General features: G+C 71.7%; 14 protein-coding genes. 10 read left to right on the plus strand and 4 right to left on the minus strand.

Features of this window, described 5'->3' with window-relative positions:
- Positions 1-92 precede the first annotated feature (92 nt).
- The 5 genes from EV279_RS11545 to EV279_RS11565 are packed head-to-tail and all read left to right on the plus strand — an operon-like array spanning position 93 to position 5,782.
- The gene (locus EV279_RS11545; protein WP_133543614.1) at positions 93-566 is read left to right on the plus strand and encodes a VOC family protein; all 474 of its coding nucleotides are present in this window, start codon (positions 93-95) and stop codon (positions 564-566) included.
- Positions 563-1,708: a PQQ-dependent sugar dehydrogenase gene (locus tag EV279_RS11550; RefSeq protein ID WP_208109521.1), complete on the plus strand. Its 1,146-nt coding sequence runs from the start codon at positions 563-565 to the stop codon at positions 1,706-1,708. The genes EV279_RS11545 and EV279_RS11550 overlap by 4 nt, the downstream gene beginning before the upstream one ends.
- 51 nt (positions 1,709-1,759) lie before the next feature.
- Complete coding sequence (locus EV279_RS11555; RefSeq protein WP_243728543.1) at positions 1,760-2,845, plus strand: putative zinc-binding metallopeptidase; 1,086 nt, start codon at positions 1,760-1,762, stop codon at positions 2,843-2,845.
- Complete coding sequence (locus EV279_RS11560; protein ID WP_133543616.1) at positions 2,842-4,518, plus strand: acyl-CoA dehydrogenase family protein; 1,677 nt, start codon at positions 2,842-2,844, stop codon at positions 4,516-4,518. The genes EV279_RS11555 and EV279_RS11560 overlap by 4 nt, the downstream gene beginning before the upstream one ends.
- 40 nt (positions 4,519-4,558) lie before the next feature.
- Positions 4,559-5,782, plus strand: a complete 1,224-nt coding sequence (locus EV279_RS11565; RefSeq protein ID WP_133543618.1) for a glycoside hydrolase family 3 N-terminal domain-containing protein — start codon at positions 4,559-4,561, stop codon at positions 5,780-5,782.
- Here the strand turns inward: EV279_RS11565 and EV279_RS11570 are convergent.
- Genes EV279_RS11570 through EV279_RS11585 form a run of 4 tightly spaced genes read right to left on the minus strand, consistent with a single transcriptional unit; the run spans position 5,779 to position 9,158 of the window.
- Positions 5,779-6,651 (minus strand): 3-methyladenine DNA glycosylase, encoded by an 873-nt coding sequence (locus tag EV279_RS11570; protein WP_243728544.1) that lies wholly within the window; start codon positions 6,649-6,651, stop codon positions 5,779-5,781. The genes EV279_RS11565 and EV279_RS11570 overlap by 4 nt on opposite strands.
- Before the next feature lie 37 nt (positions 6,652-6,688).
- Positions 6,689-7,399, minus strand: a complete 711-nt coding sequence (locus EV279_RS11575) for an SOS response-associated peptidase (protein ID WP_133543620.1) — start codon at positions 7,397-7,399, stop codon at positions 6,689-6,691.
- 39 nt (positions 7,400-7,438) lie between these two features.
- A complete protein-coding gene (locus EV279_RS11580; RefSeq protein WP_133543622.1) occupies positions 7,439-8,470 on the minus strand; it encodes a phosphatase domain-containing protein in 1,032 nt (343 codons plus the stop codon).
- A gap of 4 nt (positions 8,471-8,474) precedes the next feature.
- A complete protein-coding gene (locus tag EV279_RS11585) occupies positions 8,475-9,158 on the minus strand; it encodes a DedA family protein (RefSeq protein WP_133543624.1) in 684 nt (227 codons plus the stop codon).
- Positions 9,159-9,200: 42 nt separating this feature from the next.
- Here EV279_RS11585 and pabB point away from each other — a divergent pair, with 42 nt between their 5' ends.
- The 5 genes from pabB (at position 9,201) to holA (ending at position 17,391) form a co-directional block, all read left to right on the plus strand.
- A complete protein-coding gene (gene pabB, locus EV279_RS11590; RefSeq protein ID WP_133543626.1) occupies positions 9,201-10,559 on the plus strand; it encodes an aminodeoxychorismate synthase component I in 1,359 nt (452 codons plus the stop codon).
- Between the two features lie 74 nt (positions 10,560-10,633).
- Positions 10,634-13,225, plus strand: coding sequence for a leucine--tRNA ligase (leuS, locus tag EV279_RS11595; RefSeq protein ID WP_133543628.1), 2,592 nt, complete (start codon positions 10,634-10,636; stop codon positions 13,223-13,225).
- 171 nt (positions 13,226-13,396) lie between these two features.
- Positions 13,397-14,002 (plus strand): helix-hairpin-helix domain-containing protein, encoded by a 606-nt coding sequence (locus EV279_RS11600; protein WP_133543630.1) that lies wholly within the window; start codon positions 13,397-13,399, stop codon positions 14,000-14,002.
- Positions 13,999-16,344, plus strand: coding sequence for a ComEC/Rec2 family competence protein (locus tag EV279_RS11605; RefSeq protein WP_243728545.1), 2,346 nt, complete (start codon positions 13,999-14,001; stop codon positions 16,342-16,344). Before EV279_RS11600 ends, EV279_RS11605 begins: the two co-directional genes overlap by 4 nt.
- Positions 16,345-16,353: 9 nt before the next feature.
- Positions 16,354-17,391 (plus strand): DNA polymerase III subunit delta, encoded by a 1,038-nt coding sequence (gene holA, locus EV279_RS11610; RefSeq protein ID WP_133543632.1) that lies wholly within the window; start codon positions 16,354-16,356, stop codon positions 17,389-17,391.

The following is a 17,391-nucleotide window of genomic DNA, read 5'->3' on the forward strand; positions in this document are numbered from 1 at the left end:
CCCGCAACGACGTCGTCCAGACGCGCTGCGCCTCGCCTCGCGGTCGGCGCAAGGGCTTGTCTCGACTCGGCGCCGTGGGCGAGTCTGAGGCCATGACCGATGTGACGCCCTTCCTCTGGTTCGACGCCGGCGCCGAGGAGGCGATCGGGTTCTACACCGCACTCGTGCCTGACTCGGAGATCGTCTCGCTCACGCACTATCCCGAAGGCGTCCCCGGGATGAGCGGCAAGGTCATGCACGCCCACTTCCGCCTGCGGGGGAGGGACTATCTCGCGATGGATGCCGGACCCCAGTTCCCCTTCACCGAGGCGATCTCGCTCTACGTCTCGTGCGCCGACCAGACCGAGGTCGACCGTTACTGGGACGCGCTCATCGAGGGCGGCGAGGAGCAGCCGTGCGGCTGGCTGAAGGACCGGTGGGGCCTGTCGTGGCAGATCATCCCGGATCGTCTCCTCGAGCTGATCCGCGACCCGGATCCCGACCGCTCGCACCGCGCGGTCCAGGCGATGCTGGCGATGAAGAAGATCGACATCGGCGCCGTCGAGGCGGCGGCAGCGGACGCGTGAGCGCGGCGGTGCGGGCGGTCGCGGCATCCGTCGCCCTCTTCGCGCTGGTCACCATCGCCGGATGCACCGCGGCGCAACCGAGCGACTCGATCCCGCCGCCACCGGCCACACCCCTGGCGCCGTCCAGCACGCCGGTCGAAGCCGACGGCTTCTGGCGGCCCGTCAGAGCACCGGAGACGCTCGCCTCGGGTCTCGAGGCGCCGTGGTCGGTCGTCCCGCTGGACAGTGGCGGCGCCCTCGTCAGTCAGCGCGATGACGGCGCCATCCTCGAGGCATCCGCGGCAGGAGATCTCCGGACCGTCGGAGTGGTCCCGGGCGTCGTCTCCGGAGGCGAATCCGGACTGCACGGCCTCGCCCTGTGGAGCGAGGGCGACGAGCGCTGGCTGTATGCATACCACGGCGCAGCCGACGACAACCGGGTGGTGCGGATGCCGCTGCGCGGCGCGACCGGATCGCTCGAGGTCGGCGATCCCGAGGTCGTCCTCGAGGGCATCGCCCGCAACTCGACCCACAACGGCGGGCGCCTCGCCTTCGGGCCCGACGGCATGTTGTACGTCACGACGGGAGACGCGCAGGACCGCGACGCATCGCAGGATCCCGATGCGCTGAACGGAAAGATCCTTCGCGTCACGCCCGAGGGACGGCCGGCGCCCGGGAACCCCTTCGGCAACGCCGTCTACAGCCTCGGTCACCGCAACGTCCAGGGCATCGCATGGACGAGCGACGGCACGATGTGGGCCAGCGAGTTCGGACAGAACAGGTACGACGAGCTCAACCGCATCCAGCCCGGCGGCAACTACGGCTGGCCGGTCGTCGAGGGCACGGGCGACGACGAGCGGTACATCGATCCCGTGGTCACGTGGGCGACGTCGGATGCGAGTCCGAGCGGAATCGCGGCCGTCGGCGGCACGGTCTTCATGGCGGGACTCCGCGGCGAGCGGCTCTGGATCCTCGACACCTCCGGCGAGGCACTCGCGCGTGAGCCTGTCGCACTGCTCGAGGGGGAGCAGGGGCGCCTGCGGGACGTCGTGGCCGCGCCGGACGGTTCGCTCCGGCTCCTGACGAGCAACACCGACGGCCGGGGCTCCCCCCGCGCCGGCGACGACGTGCTCCTGAGGCTGGACATCGCCCCGGAAGGCTGACCTGGGCCGCCCACCCGTGCTTCCCGGAGGGGCGGACGCTACGTTGATCGAGTGATCTCGCAACCCCGGTGCCCCGCCTGCCGGCACTTCCTCTACCTCGACGCGCTCATCTGCTCGAACTGCGACGCGGAACTCGGCTATCACATCCTCACGCGGCAGTACTACGCCGTCCGGCGGGGGCAGACGGTGATCGGCGATCAGACCTGGTACACGTGCTCCAATCGCGGCTGGGAGTGCAACTGGCTCGTCTGGGAAGGCGCGCCCGCCGGCCGCTGCTTCTCGTGCCGGCTCACCCGTACCCGGCCCGACCCCGACGACACCGTCGCCCTCTCCAAGCTCGCGAAGACCGAGGAGGCCAAACGGCGGCTCCTCCTCCAGCTCGGCGACCTCGGGCTGCCCATCGTCCCGTGGGACGTGCAGCCCGGAGGGCTCGGGTTCGACCTCCTCTCGAGCATCTCGCTCGGACGCCCCGTCATGATCGGGCATGCCAACGGAATCGTCACCATCGACCTCGCCGAGAGCCTCGACGATCGCCGGGAGGCCCTGCGCATCAAGCTCGGCGAGCCGTATCGCACGATGCTCGGGCACCTGCGGCACGAGACGGGCCACTACTATCAGAACGTCCTGCTGCGCACCGACCAGGACTGGGCCCTGTGCCGGGACCTGTTCGGCGACGAACGCGCCAGCTACAAGGACGCCATCAAGCGCCACTACTCCATGGGCGCCCCGGAGAACTGGCACGAGGCCTTCATCTCGGAGTACGCGACCATGCATCCGTGGGAGGACTTCGCCGAGACCTTCGCGCATTACCTGCACATCACGGGCACCCTGCAGACGGCGGCTGCGATCGGCATCCGCCTCGACGCGGCCGCGACGAATCTGCGCGACACCGACGTCGTCCCGCGCGGCTCGTACCGCGACGAGTCGATCGCTCTGCTGCTTTCGGACTGGGAATGGATGTCGGAGGCCTTCAACCGCATCAACCGGGCGATGGGCTTCGGCGACCTGTACCCCTTCCAGATCACGGGCCCCGTCCGCCGGAAGCTCTCGTTCATGCACGACATCGTCACGAGCGCACCGCTGACGACAGAGGAGCAGTACCGCCTGGCGATGCCGTTGGAGACGGAGCTGCCATGACCTCGTACTTGCGCGGCGAGCGGGTGATCGGACCGGCGACGCACTACGTCGAGAATCAGCCTCCGTGGCGGGTGGATGTCGACGAGTACGCGCTGAATACGCCCCTGCGTGATGCCGTGAGCGCCTTCGGCGCCGACTGGGCGGAGCCGGACCTGCACCGCGTCGGCGAGCTCGTGGGCACCCTGGACTTCCAGCGGGATGCGGAACTCGCGAACGTCCATGCGCCGGTCGCCTACTCCCACGACCGCTGGGGCTTCCGTCTCGACGAGGTCGAGTACGACCCGTCATACCACCGCGTGCTCGGAGCGGCGGTGTCCGCCGGCGCTCACACGTCCGCGTGGGCCGATCCCCGGCCGGGTGCGCACGTCGCGCGCGCGGCGACCTTCATGCTCTTCGCACAGGTCGAGCCGGGTCACGCGTGCCCGGTCTCCATGACGCACGCTGCCGTCGCGTCGCTGCGAGAGGCGCCGTGGATCGCACACGACTGGCTGCCGAAGCTCTACTCACGGGACTACGAGCCGCGACTCCTGCCCGCCGAGCAGAAGACGAGCGCCCTCGTCGGCATGGCGATGACCGAGAAGCAGGGTGGCTCGGACGTGCGAGCCGGCACGACCCGCGGAGTGCACCTGAGCGGTCACACCTATCAGCTCACCGGGCACAAGTGGTTCTGCTCGGCGCCGATGTCGGACGGCTTCCTCGTGCTCGCGCACACGCGCCGGGGAAGCGTCGACGAAGGACTCACCTGTCTCTTCGTCCCGCGGATGCTCCCGCACGGCACGCGCAACGTCTTCCGCGTCCAGCGGCTCAAGGACAAGCTCGGCAACCGCTCCAACGCCTCCGCAGAGATCGAGTTCGACGGCACCATCGCCATGATCGTGGGCGAGCCCGGACGCGGCGTCCGGGCGATCATCGAGATGGTTCAGCGCACCCGCCTCGACTGCGTGCTGGGAACGGCAGCGGGGATGCGGCAGTCGGTCGCCGAGGCCGTGTGGCACGCCCGCGGGCGGTCGGCCTTCGGCGCGCTCCTTCTCGAGCAGCCCGCGATGACCGCGGTCCTCGCAGACCTCGGCCTCGAAGCGGAGGCCGCCCTCCTCAGCGGCCTGCGGCTGGCGCAGCTGTTCGAGGACGAGGCATCCGACCGCGACATCGCGCTGCGCCGTCTGGCGACGCCCGTGATCAAGTACTGGGTCTGCAAGCGCGGTCCTCATCACGCCTACGAGGCTCTGGAGTGCCTCGGCGGCAACGGCTACACGGAGTCGTTCCCTCTCGCACGGCGGTTCCGCGAGCAGCCGGTCATGGCCATCTGGGAGGGCTCGGGGAACATCATCGCGCTCGACGTCCTTCGCGCGCTCACGCGGGATCCCGCCTCGGCGGAGGCGTTCGCCGACGAGCTCGCCGCGGTCCGCGGCGCGTCCGCCATGCTCGACGCCCACGCGGCGCGCACGCTCGCGCTCCTCGCGGACGTCGCCGCCCACCCGGAAACGGCCGCGGCGCGAGCCCGGCAGCTCACCGAGGCGCTCGCCCTCGCGTTCCAGGCCGCCCTCATGCTCCGGCACGCGCCGACCGTCGACGCGGAGGCCTTCGTCGCGAGCCGTCTCGGCGACGACCGCGCCTGGCAGTTCGGCGCGCTTCCCCCGGGAACGGATGCCGCAGCCATCGTCGCGCGCCACTGAACCCCAGCCTCCTCCCGGCGGCGCGACCTAGGCTGGCGCTATGACGATTCGACGGCGCGCCCTGGTCGCGGCCGCGATCATCACCCTCACCGCAGGACTGACCAGCGCCCTTCCGGCGACGGCGCTCGGCCCGCGCGCCGGCGATCCCACGCCGGAGGGCGAAGACGCGGCGCCGCGAATCAGCGTCGTGGCCGCGGGGGAGGACGTGTGGCGGTCGCAGGCTGAAGCGCGCGTGGCCGCGATGCCGACCCGCCACCGCGCGGCCGCAGTCGTCATGGGCCACATCCCCTCGGCCGATCCGGCCACCGTGCGGGACTACATGCAGCGCACCGGCATCGGCGGCTTCATCCTCATGGGCGCGAATGTGCCGAGCACCGAGTCCGCGCTCCGCGACGTGACGGCCGCCCTGACGCTCGACCCGGCTCTGCCGCCGCTCCTCGGGATCGATCAGGAGGGCGGAGACGTCTCGCGCCTCCCATGGGACCGGTTCGCCTCCTCCGTGACGCTCAAGTCGGAGGGTGCGGACGCCGCGGCCGCCGCGTTCGCAGCGCGCGCGGCCCTGGTAGGGCGAGCCGGGATCGGCATCAACTTCGGCACGGTCGCGGATGTGACGGACGACCCCGGGATGTTCATCTACCGACGCGCTCTGGGCACGACACCCGAAGCATCCGCCGAGCGCGTCGCGGCCGCCGTGCGGGGGGAGAGCGGCCTCGCGATGTCGACGTTGAAGCACTTCCCGGGGCACGGCGCGGCGCCCGGCGACTCCCACCGCGGCATCCCCTCGACGGACATGTCGAAGGACGCGTGGGCGGCGAGGGATGCCGCGCCGTTCCGGGCGGGCATCGACGCCGGGGCCGACCTGTTGATGTTCGGCCACCTGGCCTACACCGCGGTCGATCCGGTGCCGGCGTCCCTGTCGCCCGAATGGCACCGTATCGCCCGCGACGAGCTGGGGTTCGACGGCGTCATCGTCACCGACGATCTCGGGATGCTCGAGGCATCCGGAGTGCCCGCCTATCGCGATCCCGTCGCCAATGCCGTCGCAGCGCTCGGTGCGGGGAACGACCTCCTGCTCACCGTCCTCGGGTCGCGCTCCGACACCGCACCCCGCATCGTCGACGGGATCGCGGCGGCCGTCGACTCCGGCGCCGTACCGGCGGAGCGACTCCAGGACGCCGCGACGCGTGTGACGGCCCTGCGACTCCGGCTCGCCGCCGAAGGGCGCGGCCTCCTGCCGTGCGTCGACTGCGCGCCGGCGGGTTAGCCGCCCAGTGCCGCGAGCAGCCTCGCCCGCAGCTCCTGTCCGCGTAGGGAGAAGCCCCGCTGCCGCCGGACGTATTCGGCCTTCCCCTCGGCCGTCTCGATGCGCACGGGCCGGTATCCGTGGTCGGCCAGGTCGTACGGCGATGCCTCCATGTCGAGCACGCGGATGTCGCGCGCGAGCTCGAAGGAGTCCAGGAGAAGCTCGCCCGGCACGAGCGGACCCAGCTTGACGGCCCACTTGTACAGGTCCATCCCCGCGTGCAGGCAGCCGGGCTGCTCGAGCGCGGGCTGCGTGTCTCGGGTGGGCGCCTCGCGGTTACGGGGCGCCGCATCGGCGGTGAAGAACCGGAACGCGTCGAAGTGCGTGCAGCGCAGGTCGTGCTCCTCGACGACGGCGTCCGTCCCGTCCTGCCCCAGGCGCAGGGCGACGGGATGCCGGTGCTCTCCGCGCCGGTAGACCATCGCCCACTCGTGCAGGCCGAAGCAGCCGAACGATCCCGCGCGTCCGGCGGTCGAGCGCAGGATCTTCTCGACTCCGGCGACGAGGAGCGCCCTGTCGTCGCGGAACCCGGCGGCGTCGACGCGGAGCGCGCCGACGGAGTCGCCGGCCACGTACCAGCGCCATCCCGCACGGGACGTCGCGGCGGCCGCGGCGAGCTCCACTCCCGCGCCCGGATGCCAGCGACGAAGGACCGACGGCTTGTACGAGTAGTAGGTGAACAGGAAGTCCTCGACGGGATGCTTCTCCCCGCGCGCCGCGCGAGCCCGGTGCCCAGCCGTCAGCGCGTCGGCTCTCGCGATGTGCGCCGTCTCGCGTGCCCGCCACTCGGCGGCGTCGAGCCGTATGGGTGCGGGAGCGAGGGTGGTCACCCTCCGAGGATAGGCGGGCGGGATGCCGCGACCCCGGTCACTCCACGGGTTCGATGAGCTCCGGGGAGTCGTTGCGGACATTGCCCACGGCCTTGCTCACGACGTGATCGTCGAGCTGGTCCGCGATGGCGGGAGCCGCGTCGATCGCGGCATCCAGCACGTCCCTGACGTTGTCGGTGTCGGGATCGAGCCAGGCGTCGGCGTGGTCGGCATCGAGGAAGAGGGGCATCCGGTCGTGGATGGACCCGAGGCGGCCGATCGAGTCGCGCGTGAGGATCGTGAAGCTCAGCACCCAGCGATCGGGGTCGTCGTCCGGCTTCGCGGCATCCTTCCACCACTCGTACAGCCCCGCGAAGAACATCGGCGAGCCGTCGCCCGGATGGATGTAGTGCGGGATCTTCTGATCGCCCGCCTTCTTCCACTCGTAGTAGCCGGACGCCGGCACCACCGCGCGCCGTTTCTCGAGCGCCTTGCGGAACATCGGCTTGTCCTCGAGCTCCTCAGCGCGGGCGTTGAACGCGCGGGCGCCGATCTTGAGGTCTTTCGCCCAGGCCGGGACGAGCCCCCAGCGAGCGGGTTCGAGGCGGCGTGTGGGGGGCTCGCTCTTGGCGGAGTCGAGGACGATCGCCACCCGAGAGGTCGGCGCGATGTTGTACGACGGCGCGGGCAGGTCGTCCGCCTCGACGTCGACGCGGAGCACTCCCACGAGCTCGGAACCGACGTTGGCGACGACGAATCTTCCGCACATGCGGCCAGCCTACGCGGGGGTTCCGACGCTCGTCCCGGGTCAGCTCTCGAGGACGCCGGCCTCCTCGAGACGCTCCAGCAGGCCCGCGCCGTCGGAGTCGGTCACCCACGGGACGGCGGCCGCGGAGTGGTCGTCGACGACGGTGCGCCCACCGGCGAGCACGGCTTCCGCCGGCGACAGACGCCGCAGGGCGACGGCGGCCACGTGACCCGGGTTCTCGCCCGCGAAGCTGGTGTAGATCGCGTCGTCATGCTGCCCGTCGTCGCCGATCAGGAGCCACTTGACGTCAGGGAACTCCTTCGCCAGGCGGCGCAGGTTCGCACCCTTGTGCGCCTGACCGCTGCGGAACCACCGGTCGTGCGTCGGGCCCCAATCGGTCAGCAGGATCGCCCCGGGAGGGAAGAGGTGGCGGCGCAGGAACCGGATGAGGGTCGGAGCGACGTTCCATGCACCCGTGGAGAGGTAGATCACGGGGGCTCCCGGGTTCTCCCGCGCGATCCGCTCGAGCAGCACCGCCATGCCGGGCACGGGCTGGCGGGCGTGCTCGTCGACGACAAACGAGTTCCAGGCGGCGAGCAAGGGGCGCGGGAGTGCGGTGACCATCACCGTGTCATCGACGTCGGAGACGACGCCGAAAGTGACGTCCGGACCGACCACGAAGACCCGCGTCTCGACGGGTTCGCCGCCTTCCACGGTCATCTCGAAGGTCTGCCAGCCCGGTTCGAGCCTCGCGGGGAGGACCGTGTCGATGACACCGCCCCGATCGGCCACGACCTCGTGCTTCACGCCGGCGATCGACACGGTCACCTGTGCGAACCCCACCGGGACGGACGCAAAGCTCCGCCAGCCGCGGACGCTCGCGTACTCGCCGGTCTCGACGGGCTTGACAGGCGGCACGATGAGCACGCGACCGAGGACGCGTACCCAGTCGACGCCCGCGTAGCCGGGGAACGGGGTCACCGTCGGCTTCTGGCCCCGAGCGCGCGCGCGGCGCTCGCGCCACGCGTGGAAGCGGTATTCGAGGCGGGCGAGCCACAGCACCTTGGGGGGGTCAGGCTGGTTCGCGGGCATCCCCTCAGTCTTCCATGTCCTCCTCGGAGCGGCCCGACGCGGCGGCTTCCTCTTCGTGCATGTGACGGTGCTCGAGGCGCTCGATGAGCTTCTTCCCGAGGAACACGAGCAGCAGGAACACGGCGATGACGCCGACGAAGAGGTACCCGGCGTAGTGGATCCGGTCGGCCAGCTCGCGGTAGGTGCCCGCCGCCGCGGCCGAGACCGGGATGTACAGCGCCGCCCATACGATGCATGCGGGCGTCGTCCAGGCCAGGAAGCGCCGGTAGGGGTAGCCGCTCATCCCGACCGTGAGGGGTACGAGGGAGTGGAGCACGGGGAGGAACCGCGAGAGGAAGATCGCAGGTCCGCCCCGTCTGCGCAGATACCGCTCCGAGCGCTCCCACTTGTCGTCGCCGAGCCGCTGGCCGAGGCGGGAGGCACGGATCCTCGGTCCGAGGAACCGCCCGAGCCAGAAGCCGATGCTCTCGCCGATGAGAGCCCCGATGACGACGGCGACACCCAGCATGACGCCTTCGGCGAGCGACGCGACGGCCGTGCCGGCGACGATGACCACGGTGTCGCCCGGCACGACGAGGCCGATCAGGATGCTCGTCTCGAGCATGACCGCGACACCGGCCAGCAACGTCCTCACAAGCGGGTCGACGCTCTGAACGGCGTCGAGCAGCCACGTGAGGAACTCGTTCACGACACGAGCCTAGAGCGCGGGCGTCGCCTCTAGCCTGGGAAGATGTCGCATCCCCTCGCCGTCGAGCCCGTGGACGGGTGGGCCGACCCCGAGGCCGTGTATCTCGCCCTTTTCGCCGGGCTGGAGCACTCCTTCTGGCTGGATGCCGGACCGGACGCGGCCGTCGGATGGAGCTGGGTCGGCGCCGGGGAGCGGGCCCCCGATCCATCGGTCGTGCGGGACGTCGTGTGCGCGCCGGACGGCGCGGGCCCCGACCCGCATCGGGCCGGCGTCGGCGGCCCCGAGGGGCGATTCCGCGGCGGCTGGATCGGCTGGCTCGGCTACGAGGACGGGGCTGGGCGCGCCGGCGCGCCGGCGGCGCGGCCGGAGGCGGGCATCCCTCAGCAGCTGTGGCTGCGCGCCGAGCGGTTCGTCGCGTTCGACCACGCGTCGCGGCGGGTATGGGTCTTCGCTTCGAGGGATGTCGCGCACGACCTCGCCCGCACGATCCCGGCCGCGGCGCGGCATCCCGTGCCCCCCGTCCAGCCGGCGCCCTCCCCTCCGCCGGTCGTCTCGCGGCACGAGCCCGACCAGTACGCGGGGCTGATCCAGCGGTGCCGTGACGCGATCCGGGAGGGCGACGCGTACCAGCTCTGCCTCACCACGCGCTTCACCGTCGAATCGGGTGCTGGGGGAGCGGGCCGGGCGGACATCGACCCGCTCGAGACGTATCGGCGCCTGCGGGCACGCACACCTGCCCACCACGGCGGCATGATCCGGTCGGGCGGGGTCGCCCTGCTGAGCGCGAGTCCCGAGCTGTTCCTGGAGGTGCAGGACGGGGTCGTGCGAACGCATCCGATCAAGGGCACCCGACCGCGGGGGACGGATGCCGCAGCCGACGCGGCGCTCGCCGCCGAGCTCGCCGCCAGCGAGAAGGAGCGCGCCGAGAACGTCATGATCGTCGACCTCATGCGCAACGACCTCTCGCGGGTCTGCGACCCCGGCACCGTCGCGGTCGACCGGCTCTTCGCCGTGGAGAGCTACCCCGCGGTGCACCAGCTCGTGTCGACCGTCTCGGGAAGGCTCCGCGCCGGCGTCGGGGTGGGGGAGCTCCTGGATGCCGCATTCCCGGCCGGGAGCATGACGGGGGCCCCCAAGCTCTCGGCGATGACCATCCTGCACGACCTGGAGCGCGGGCCGCGCGGAGTCTTCTCGGGATGCTTCGGCTGGGTCGGCGACGACGGTGCGCTCGACCTCGCGATGGTCATCCGATCCATCGTCGTCCACCCGGGAGGCGCCTACGTCGGAGCGGGCGGAGGGATCACCTGGCGATCGGATGCCGCAGCCGAGGTCGCGGAGGTCGGGGTCAAGGCGCGCGGCCCGCTGGCGGCGGTGGGAGCGGCTCTCCCGCCCGGCTGGTGAGGACGCGGTTCGGGTAACCTGGAGGCTCGCGTTTCGCGCGCTCTCCCGGCCTTCCACGATTGGTGATCCTGCACGTGTCCCGAACGTCCCCTCCCGACACCGCCGCACCTTCCGAGGACGGCGGGTACGACGCGTACGCCATCCAGGAGAAGTGGCAGGCGCGCTGGACGGAGGCCGACCCCTTCCGCGCCGGCGGCGCGGGCGACACGCGTCCGCGGAAGTACGTGCTCGGGATGTTCCCGTACCCCTCGGGCGACCTGCACATGGGCCACGCCGAAAGCTACGCCTACGTCGACATCGTCGCGCGCTTCTGGCGGCACCGCGGCTACAACGTCCTCAACCCGATCGGCTGGGACTCGTTCGGACTGCCCGCCGAGAACGCCGCGATCCAGCGCGGAGCCGACCCGCGCGAGTGGACCTACGCGAATATCGCGCAGCACAAGAAGAGCTTCCGCGAGTACGGGTCGTCGTACGACTGGAGCCGCATCCTCCACACGAGCGACCCCGACTACTACCGCTGGAACCAGTGGCTCTTCCAGCTGCTCTACGAACGGGGCCTGGCGTACCGCAAGGAGAGCCCGGTCAACTGGTGCCCGTTCGACCAGACCGTGCTCGCCAACGAGCAGGTCGTGGACGGACGCTGCGAGCGGTGCGGCACCGAGGTCGTGAAGAAGAAGCTCACGCAGTGGTACTTCAAGATCACGGACTACGCCGACCGGCTCCTTGACGACCTCAACCAGCTCGAGGGCTTCTGGCCGCAGAAGGTCATCCGGATGCAGCGCAACTGGATCGGCCGATCCGTGGGTGCCGACATCGACTTCGAGATCGAGGGGCACCCCGAGAGGGTCACGGTCTTCTCGACACGCCCCGACACGCTGCACGGCGCGACGTTCTTCGTCGTCGCGCCCGACAGCGACCTCGCGGCGGAGCTGGCCGCGGGATCGAGCGCGGAGGTGCGGATGCGCTTCCAGGACTACCTCGAGCGCGTCGGCCGGGAGTCCGAGATCGAACGGCAGAGCACCGACCGCCCCAAGACGGGGGTCTTCCTCGAGCGGTACGCGATCAATCCGATCAACGGGGAGCGCCTGCCGATCTGGGCCGCCGACTACGTGCTCGCCGACTACGGGCACGGCGCGGTCATGGCCGTCCCGGCTCACGACCAGCGCGACCTGGACTTCGCCCGCGCGTTCGACCTGCCCGTGAAGGTCGTCGTCGACACGACGGCCCCCGTCACGGGGGCGATTCCCGTGATCGAGCTCGACGAGAACGGCGAGCCGATCGATCCGGGCGCCGACGCCGATCCCCTCGCGGAGCTCGACCCCGCCCGGACCGGCATCGCCCTGACGGGCGAGGGACGCATGATCAACTCGGGAGCGCTGGATGGGCTGTCCAAGCGCAACGCGATCGCCCGGATCATCGAGCAGCTCCAGGCCGCCGGGACGGGCCGCGCCGCGAAGTCCTTCCGCCTGCGCGACTGGCTCATCTCCCGGCAGCGCTTCTGGGGCACCCCCATCCCGATGATCCACACGGAGGACGGGCGGATCGTGCCGGTCCCGGCCGACCAGCTGCCGCTCACGCTTCCCGACGCACACGGACTGGACCTGACCCCGAAGGGGACCTCCCCGCTGGGCGGGGCGACCGAGTGGATGCGGACGGTGGACCCCGAGACGGGGCAGCCGGCGCTGCGCGACCCCGACACGATGGACACCTTCGTCGACAGCTCGTGGTACTTCCTGCGCTTCCTCTCGCCCGGGGACGAGGCCGAGGCCTTCTCACCGCGCGAGGCCGACAAGTGGGCGCCGGTCGACTCGTACATCGGCGGCGTCGAGCACGCGATCCTGCACCTCCTGTACGCCCGCTTCATCACGAAGGTGCTGTTCGACGCGGGCTTCATCGAGTTCACCGAGCCGTTCACGAGTCTCGTGAACCAGGGCATGGTCCTGCTCGGCGGGTCGAAGATGTCCAAGAGCAAGGGCAACCTCGTCGAGTTCGCCGCAAGCATGGTCGATCCGGGCGCCGATGCGGTGCGCGTCGCGATCGCGTTCGCCGGTCCGGTCGAGGACGACATCAACTGGGAGGACGTGTCGACCGTCGGCGCGCAGAAGTTCCTTTCGCGCGCGTGGCGGATCGCGAAGGACGTCACCAGCGCTCCGGAGGTCGTGTGGGCCGAGGGCGACCAGGCCCTCCGCCGCGTGACGCACCGCCTGCTCGCCGACGCGCCCGGCCTGATCGAGCAGACGAAGTTCAACGTCGTCGTGGCGCGCCTCATGGAGCTCGTGAACGCGACACGCAAGACGATCGATTCAGGCGCCGGCTCCGCCGATCCCGCCGTCCGCGAGGCCGCTGAGGTCGTGGCGATGATCCTCGACCTCTTCGCGCCGCACACCGCGGAGGAGATGTGGGAGACGCTGGGCTACCAGCCCTTCGTCGGTCTCGTGCCGTGGCGGCAGGCCGACCCGATGCTCCTGGTCGAGGAGTCCGTGACGGCTGTCGTGCAGATCGACGGAAAGGTGCGCGCGACCCTCGAGGTGCCCGCGCGCATCGACGCCGACGCGCTCGAGGCGCTCGCCCGCGGCAACGACCGGGTGCAGCGCGCCCTGGGCGAGCGCGAGATCGTCCGGGCCATCGTGCGCCCGCCGAAGGTCGTCAGCTTCAGCACGCGCTGAGCCGTCGGGCGGGTCGGCCGCGTCGGCCGGGTCGGGCGCGCCGGCCGGGTCGGGCGCGTCGGCCGCGTCGGCCGCTGAGCTCTCCTCCCCAGTGCGGGGCTTGTGGCGTGCCGTGCACACCATCCGCGCCCCGGCGACCGCCGGTCGTTCGCGCGGCCTAGCGTCGCCGAGGTGACGACGGGCGACGACACGGGCCGCGACCGTCGGCGCCTCGGCGTCGGCGCCGCCATCGTCGTCGTACTCGTGACGCTGGCGATCACGGTGGGCGTCGGTATCCTGAGGGGTGCCGGTGCCCCCGTCCAGGAGGTTCCGGTCGACAGCCCGGTGGCGACGGATGCCGCCGCCGAGGCATCCGTCTTCGTCCATGTCTCGGGAGCGGTCGCTGCTCCCGGTCTCTACGTGCTGGCCGACCATGCGCGCGTCGTCGATGCGATCGCCGCCGCGGGCGGCTTCACCGACGGAGCGGATGAGGCGGCCGTCAATCTCGCGCGTCCGCTGAGCGACGGCGAGCAGCTGGTCGTACCGGTCGTCGGCGCCGAGCCGGCGCCGGGCGAGGTCGGCACGGGTTCGGTGCCGGCCGGCGACGGACGCGTGAACCTCAACACAGCGGACGCGGGCGAGCTCGACACGCTGCCCCGCATCGGTCCTGCCATGGCGGAGCGGATCATCCAGTGGCGGAAGGCGAACGGCGGATTCACGAGCGTCGAGGACCTGCTCGCCGTGCCGGGGATCGGGGACAGGATGCTCGAGGCGCTGAGGGACCTGGTGACGGTGTGACAGTCTCGCCCGCGGCCCGGCGGAGGCTCAGGCGGCTGCGTCTTCTCGCCGTCGCCGGGTGGGCGTGGAGCGTCGCGATCGTCGCCACGCTGGCACCTGCCATGGCCGGATTCCTCGCGCTGGCCGGCTGGGCGATCACGGCCGGCACCGTCGCACTCATCCCGCGCCGGCACGGGACGGCGCTCGTCGCGCTCGTGCTGGCGCTTGCCGCGGGATCGGCCGTCGCCTCGCATGTCGCGCTGGCCGAGCCCGCGCGCGACGACCTGCGCTCGGTCGTGGGCGGCGGGCGCGCCATCGAGGTGACCGCGACCGTCGTGGGCAAGGTCGAGCAGCGAGCGTCGCGGGAGCTGGCCTTCGACGCCGTCGTGACGATCGTCCGGGCGGGGCGCGCGGATGTCCCCGGACATGACCTCCCGATCGGCATCCGCGTGCATCCGGAAGAGGTCGAGGGCCTCGCGGAGCTCGACGTGGGTGCGATCGTCGTCGCGGCGGGAAGCACACGAGCGACGGATGCCGGCGAGCGGGCCGTCGTGGATCTCCTCGCCGGCCGCGGCGTCGCGGTCGTCCAGCCTCCCGTCGGCCTCCTCGCGGCAGCCGGCGCGCTGCGCCACGGCCTGACCGCCGCCGCGGAGGGGCTGCCGGAACCGGGCGGAGGCCTCCTCCCCGGTCTCGCCGTCGGCGACACGACCCTCGTCGAGCCGTCTCTCGACGAGGCGATGACATCGTCCTCGCTCTCCCACCTCACCGCGGTGTCCGGCGCGAACTGCGCCCTCGTGGTGGGCACCGCGTTCGCCGCAGCCGCCTTGGCGGGAGCGTCGCGCGGCGTCCGCATCGCCGCGTCGATGGCGGCTCTCGGCGGCTTCGTCGTGCTCGTCACACCTGAGCCGAGCGTGTCGCGGGCGGCGGTCATGGCCGCCGTCGCCATGCTCGCCGTCGCCCTCGGACGCCCCGCCGTGGGGATCTCGGTGCTCTCGCTCGCGGTCACGGTGCTGCTCATCGGCGACCCGTGGCTGGCGACCTCGCTGGGATTCGCGCTGTCCGCCGTCGCGACCGCATCGCTTCTCCTGCTCGCACGACCGCTCGCGTCCGGACTGGAGAGGTGGATGCCGCGCTCGCTCGCCCTGGGGCTGTCGGTGCCGATCGCGGCCCAGCTGGCGTGCGGGCCGCTGCTGGTGCTCATCGACCCGACCGTCCCGCTGTACGGCGTGGTGGCCAATCTGCTCGCGGCTCCCGCCGCTCCCGCCGCGACGGTCGTGGGGCTCGCCGCCTGCCTCGCTCTGTCGATCCCGGTCCTCCAATCGGGGCTCGCAGCGATCGCCTGGGTGCCGTCGGCCTGGATCGCCGCAACCGCGCACACGTTCGCCGACGTGCCCGGCGGAGCCTTGCCGTGGCTCGAGGGTTGGCCCGGCGCACTCGCCCTCGCGGGACTCGGCGCGGTGGGCGCCGTTCTCACGCTGCGACGCGTGCCACCGGCGCTGCGCACCGTCTCCGCACTCCTCGCGGCGGCCGTCGTGGGCGTGCTCACCGGCAGCTCTGCGCTCGGCACGGTGGCCGGGCCGCTGACCCTTCCCGCGAACTGGACGATCCTCGCGTGCGACGTGGGGCAGGGGGATGCGGTGCTCATCCGCTCGGCGGGGGAGGTCGCGCTCATCGACACGGGACCGGAGCCGGAGGCCCTGAGCGGATGCCTCGACCGCGCCGGGGTCGGACGGTTGGACCTGCTCGTCCTGACGCACTTCGACCTCGATCACGCGGGCGGCTCGGCCGCCGTGATCGGCCGCGTCGCCCACGTCCGTCACGGACCTCCCACGTCGGCGGCCGACGAGGCCCTGCTGCGGGACTTCGACAGCGCCGGCGCGAGCGTCGCCCCGGCCGTCGCGGGAGAGCACGGCGGTCTCGGTGCCGCGCAGTGGCGGATCCGCTGGCCGCCCGCCGGAAGCAGGGCCTTCCCGGGCGGAAACGACGCGAGCGTGGTGGTCGACATCGCGGGAGGTGGTGTGCCGCACGCGCTGTTCCTCGGCGACCTGTCCGCGTCCCCTCAGCGCGGGCTTGCGGCATCCGGAACCCTTCGACCTCCGTACGAGGTCGTGAAGGTGGCTCATCACGGCAGCGCCGATCAGGCGCCGGAGCTGTACGAGCGCATCGATCCCGCCGTCGCGCTCGTGACGGTGGGGTCGGACAACGGCTACGGCCATCCGAGACGCGAGACGCTCGACCTGCTCGCCGATCTGGGCGCTGTCCTGGCCCGCACCGATGACCAGGGAATGCTGGCGCTGTGGCACGAGAGCAGCGGAGCGGTGGCCGTGTGGCGGGAGCGGGGCGACGTCAGCACCGCTGATTAGGCTGTATGCATGGCGACGAGTTCGAGACGGGCCGCTCCGGCGAAGGTCCGCAGCGCCATCCCTCAGCTGCCGTGGCGGAATCCGCAGCCGGCGCCGATCGTCCTGGTCTCAGGCCCCGAAGAGGTCTGCGCCGAGCGAGCGATCTCGACGCTGCGGGACTACCTCCGGGCGGAGGATCCCAGCCTCGAGGTCTCCGATGTCCGCGCCGACGACTACGCCTCCGGAACCCTGCTGTCGGTCACCTCGCCGTCGCTGTTCGGTGAGCCGCGCCTGGTCCGGGTCTCGGGTGTCGAGAAGTGCTCGGACTCCTTCCTCGCCGAGGCGATCTCATACCTCGCGGCGCCGCAGGAGGGAGCGACCGTCGTGCTCCGACACACCGGAGCGACGGTTCGCGGCAAGAAGCTGCTCGACGCGATCCGCGCCGGCACGGGCGGCGGTGTCGAGATCGCCTGCCCCGCCGTCAAGCGCGACAGCGATCGCTTCGACTTCGCGGCCGGCGAGTTCCAGGCCGCGAAGAAGCGCATCGCGCCCATCGCCCTCCGCACCCTCGTGTCGGCGTTCGCCGATGACCTCACCGAGCTCGCGGCCGCCTGTCAGCAGCTCGTCGCCGACGTGCCCGGTGACATCACCGAGCAGGTCGTCGAGCGCTACTACGGAGGGCGGGTGGAGACCTCGGCCTTCACGGTCGCCGACACGGCCATCGCGGGCCGCTACGGCGACGCCCTCATCGCGCTGAGGCACGCGCTCGCCTCGGGGGCGGATCCGGTGCCGCTCGTGGCGGCGATCGCGATGAAGCTGCGGACGATGGCGCGGGTCGCGGGCAGTCGCGAGTCGTCGGTCGCCGTCGCATCGCGGCTCGGGCTGAAGGACTGGCAGGTCGACCGGGCCCGTCGCGATCTGGTCGGGTGGTCCGAGTACTCGCTGGGCATGGCTATCCAGGCCGCCGCCCGTGCCGACGCGGAGGTGAAGGGCGCCTCGCGCGACCCGGTGTTCTCGCTCGAACGCCTTGTGACGGTCATCGCGACGCGAGCGCCGTACGGCTCCTGA

The sequence above is a fragment of the Microbacterium sp. BK668 genome, from assembly GCF_004362195.1.
In the GTDB taxonomy this organism is placed as follows: domain Bacteria; phylum Actinomycetota; class Actinomycetes; order Actinomycetales; family Microbacteriaceae; genus Microbacterium.

Excerpts from the sequence above, each read along its gene's own strand:
- EV279_RS11575 (WP_133543620.1), bottom strand. The coding sequence starts at position 7,399 with ATGTGCGGAAGATTCGTCGTCGCCAACGTCGGTTCCGAGCTCGTGGGA.
- pabB (WP_133543626.1), top strand. The coding sequence starts at position 9,201 with ATGTCGCATCCCCTCGCCGTCGAGCCCGTGGACGGGTGGGCCGACCCC.
- EV279_RS11580 (WP_133543622.1), bottom strand. The coding sequence starts at position 8,470 with ATGCCCGCGAACCAGCCTGACCCCCCCAAGGTGCTGTGGCTCGCCCGC.
- EV279_RS11560 (WP_133543616.1), top strand. The coding sequence starts at position 2,842 with ATGACCTCGTACTTGCGCGGCGAGCGGGTGATCGGACCGGCGACGCAC.
- EV279_RS11545 (WP_133543614.1), top strand. The coding sequence starts at position 93 with ATGACCGATGTGACGCCCTTCCTCTGGTTCGACGCCGGCGCCGAGGAG.
- EV279_RS11565 (WP_133543618.1), top strand. The coding sequence starts at position 4,559 with ATGACGATTCGACGGCGCGCCCTGGTCGCGGCCGCGATCATCACCCTC.
- holA (WP_133543632.1), top strand. The coding sequence starts at position 16,354 with ATGGCGACGAGTTCGAGACGGGCCGCTCCGGCGAAGGTCCGCAGCGCC.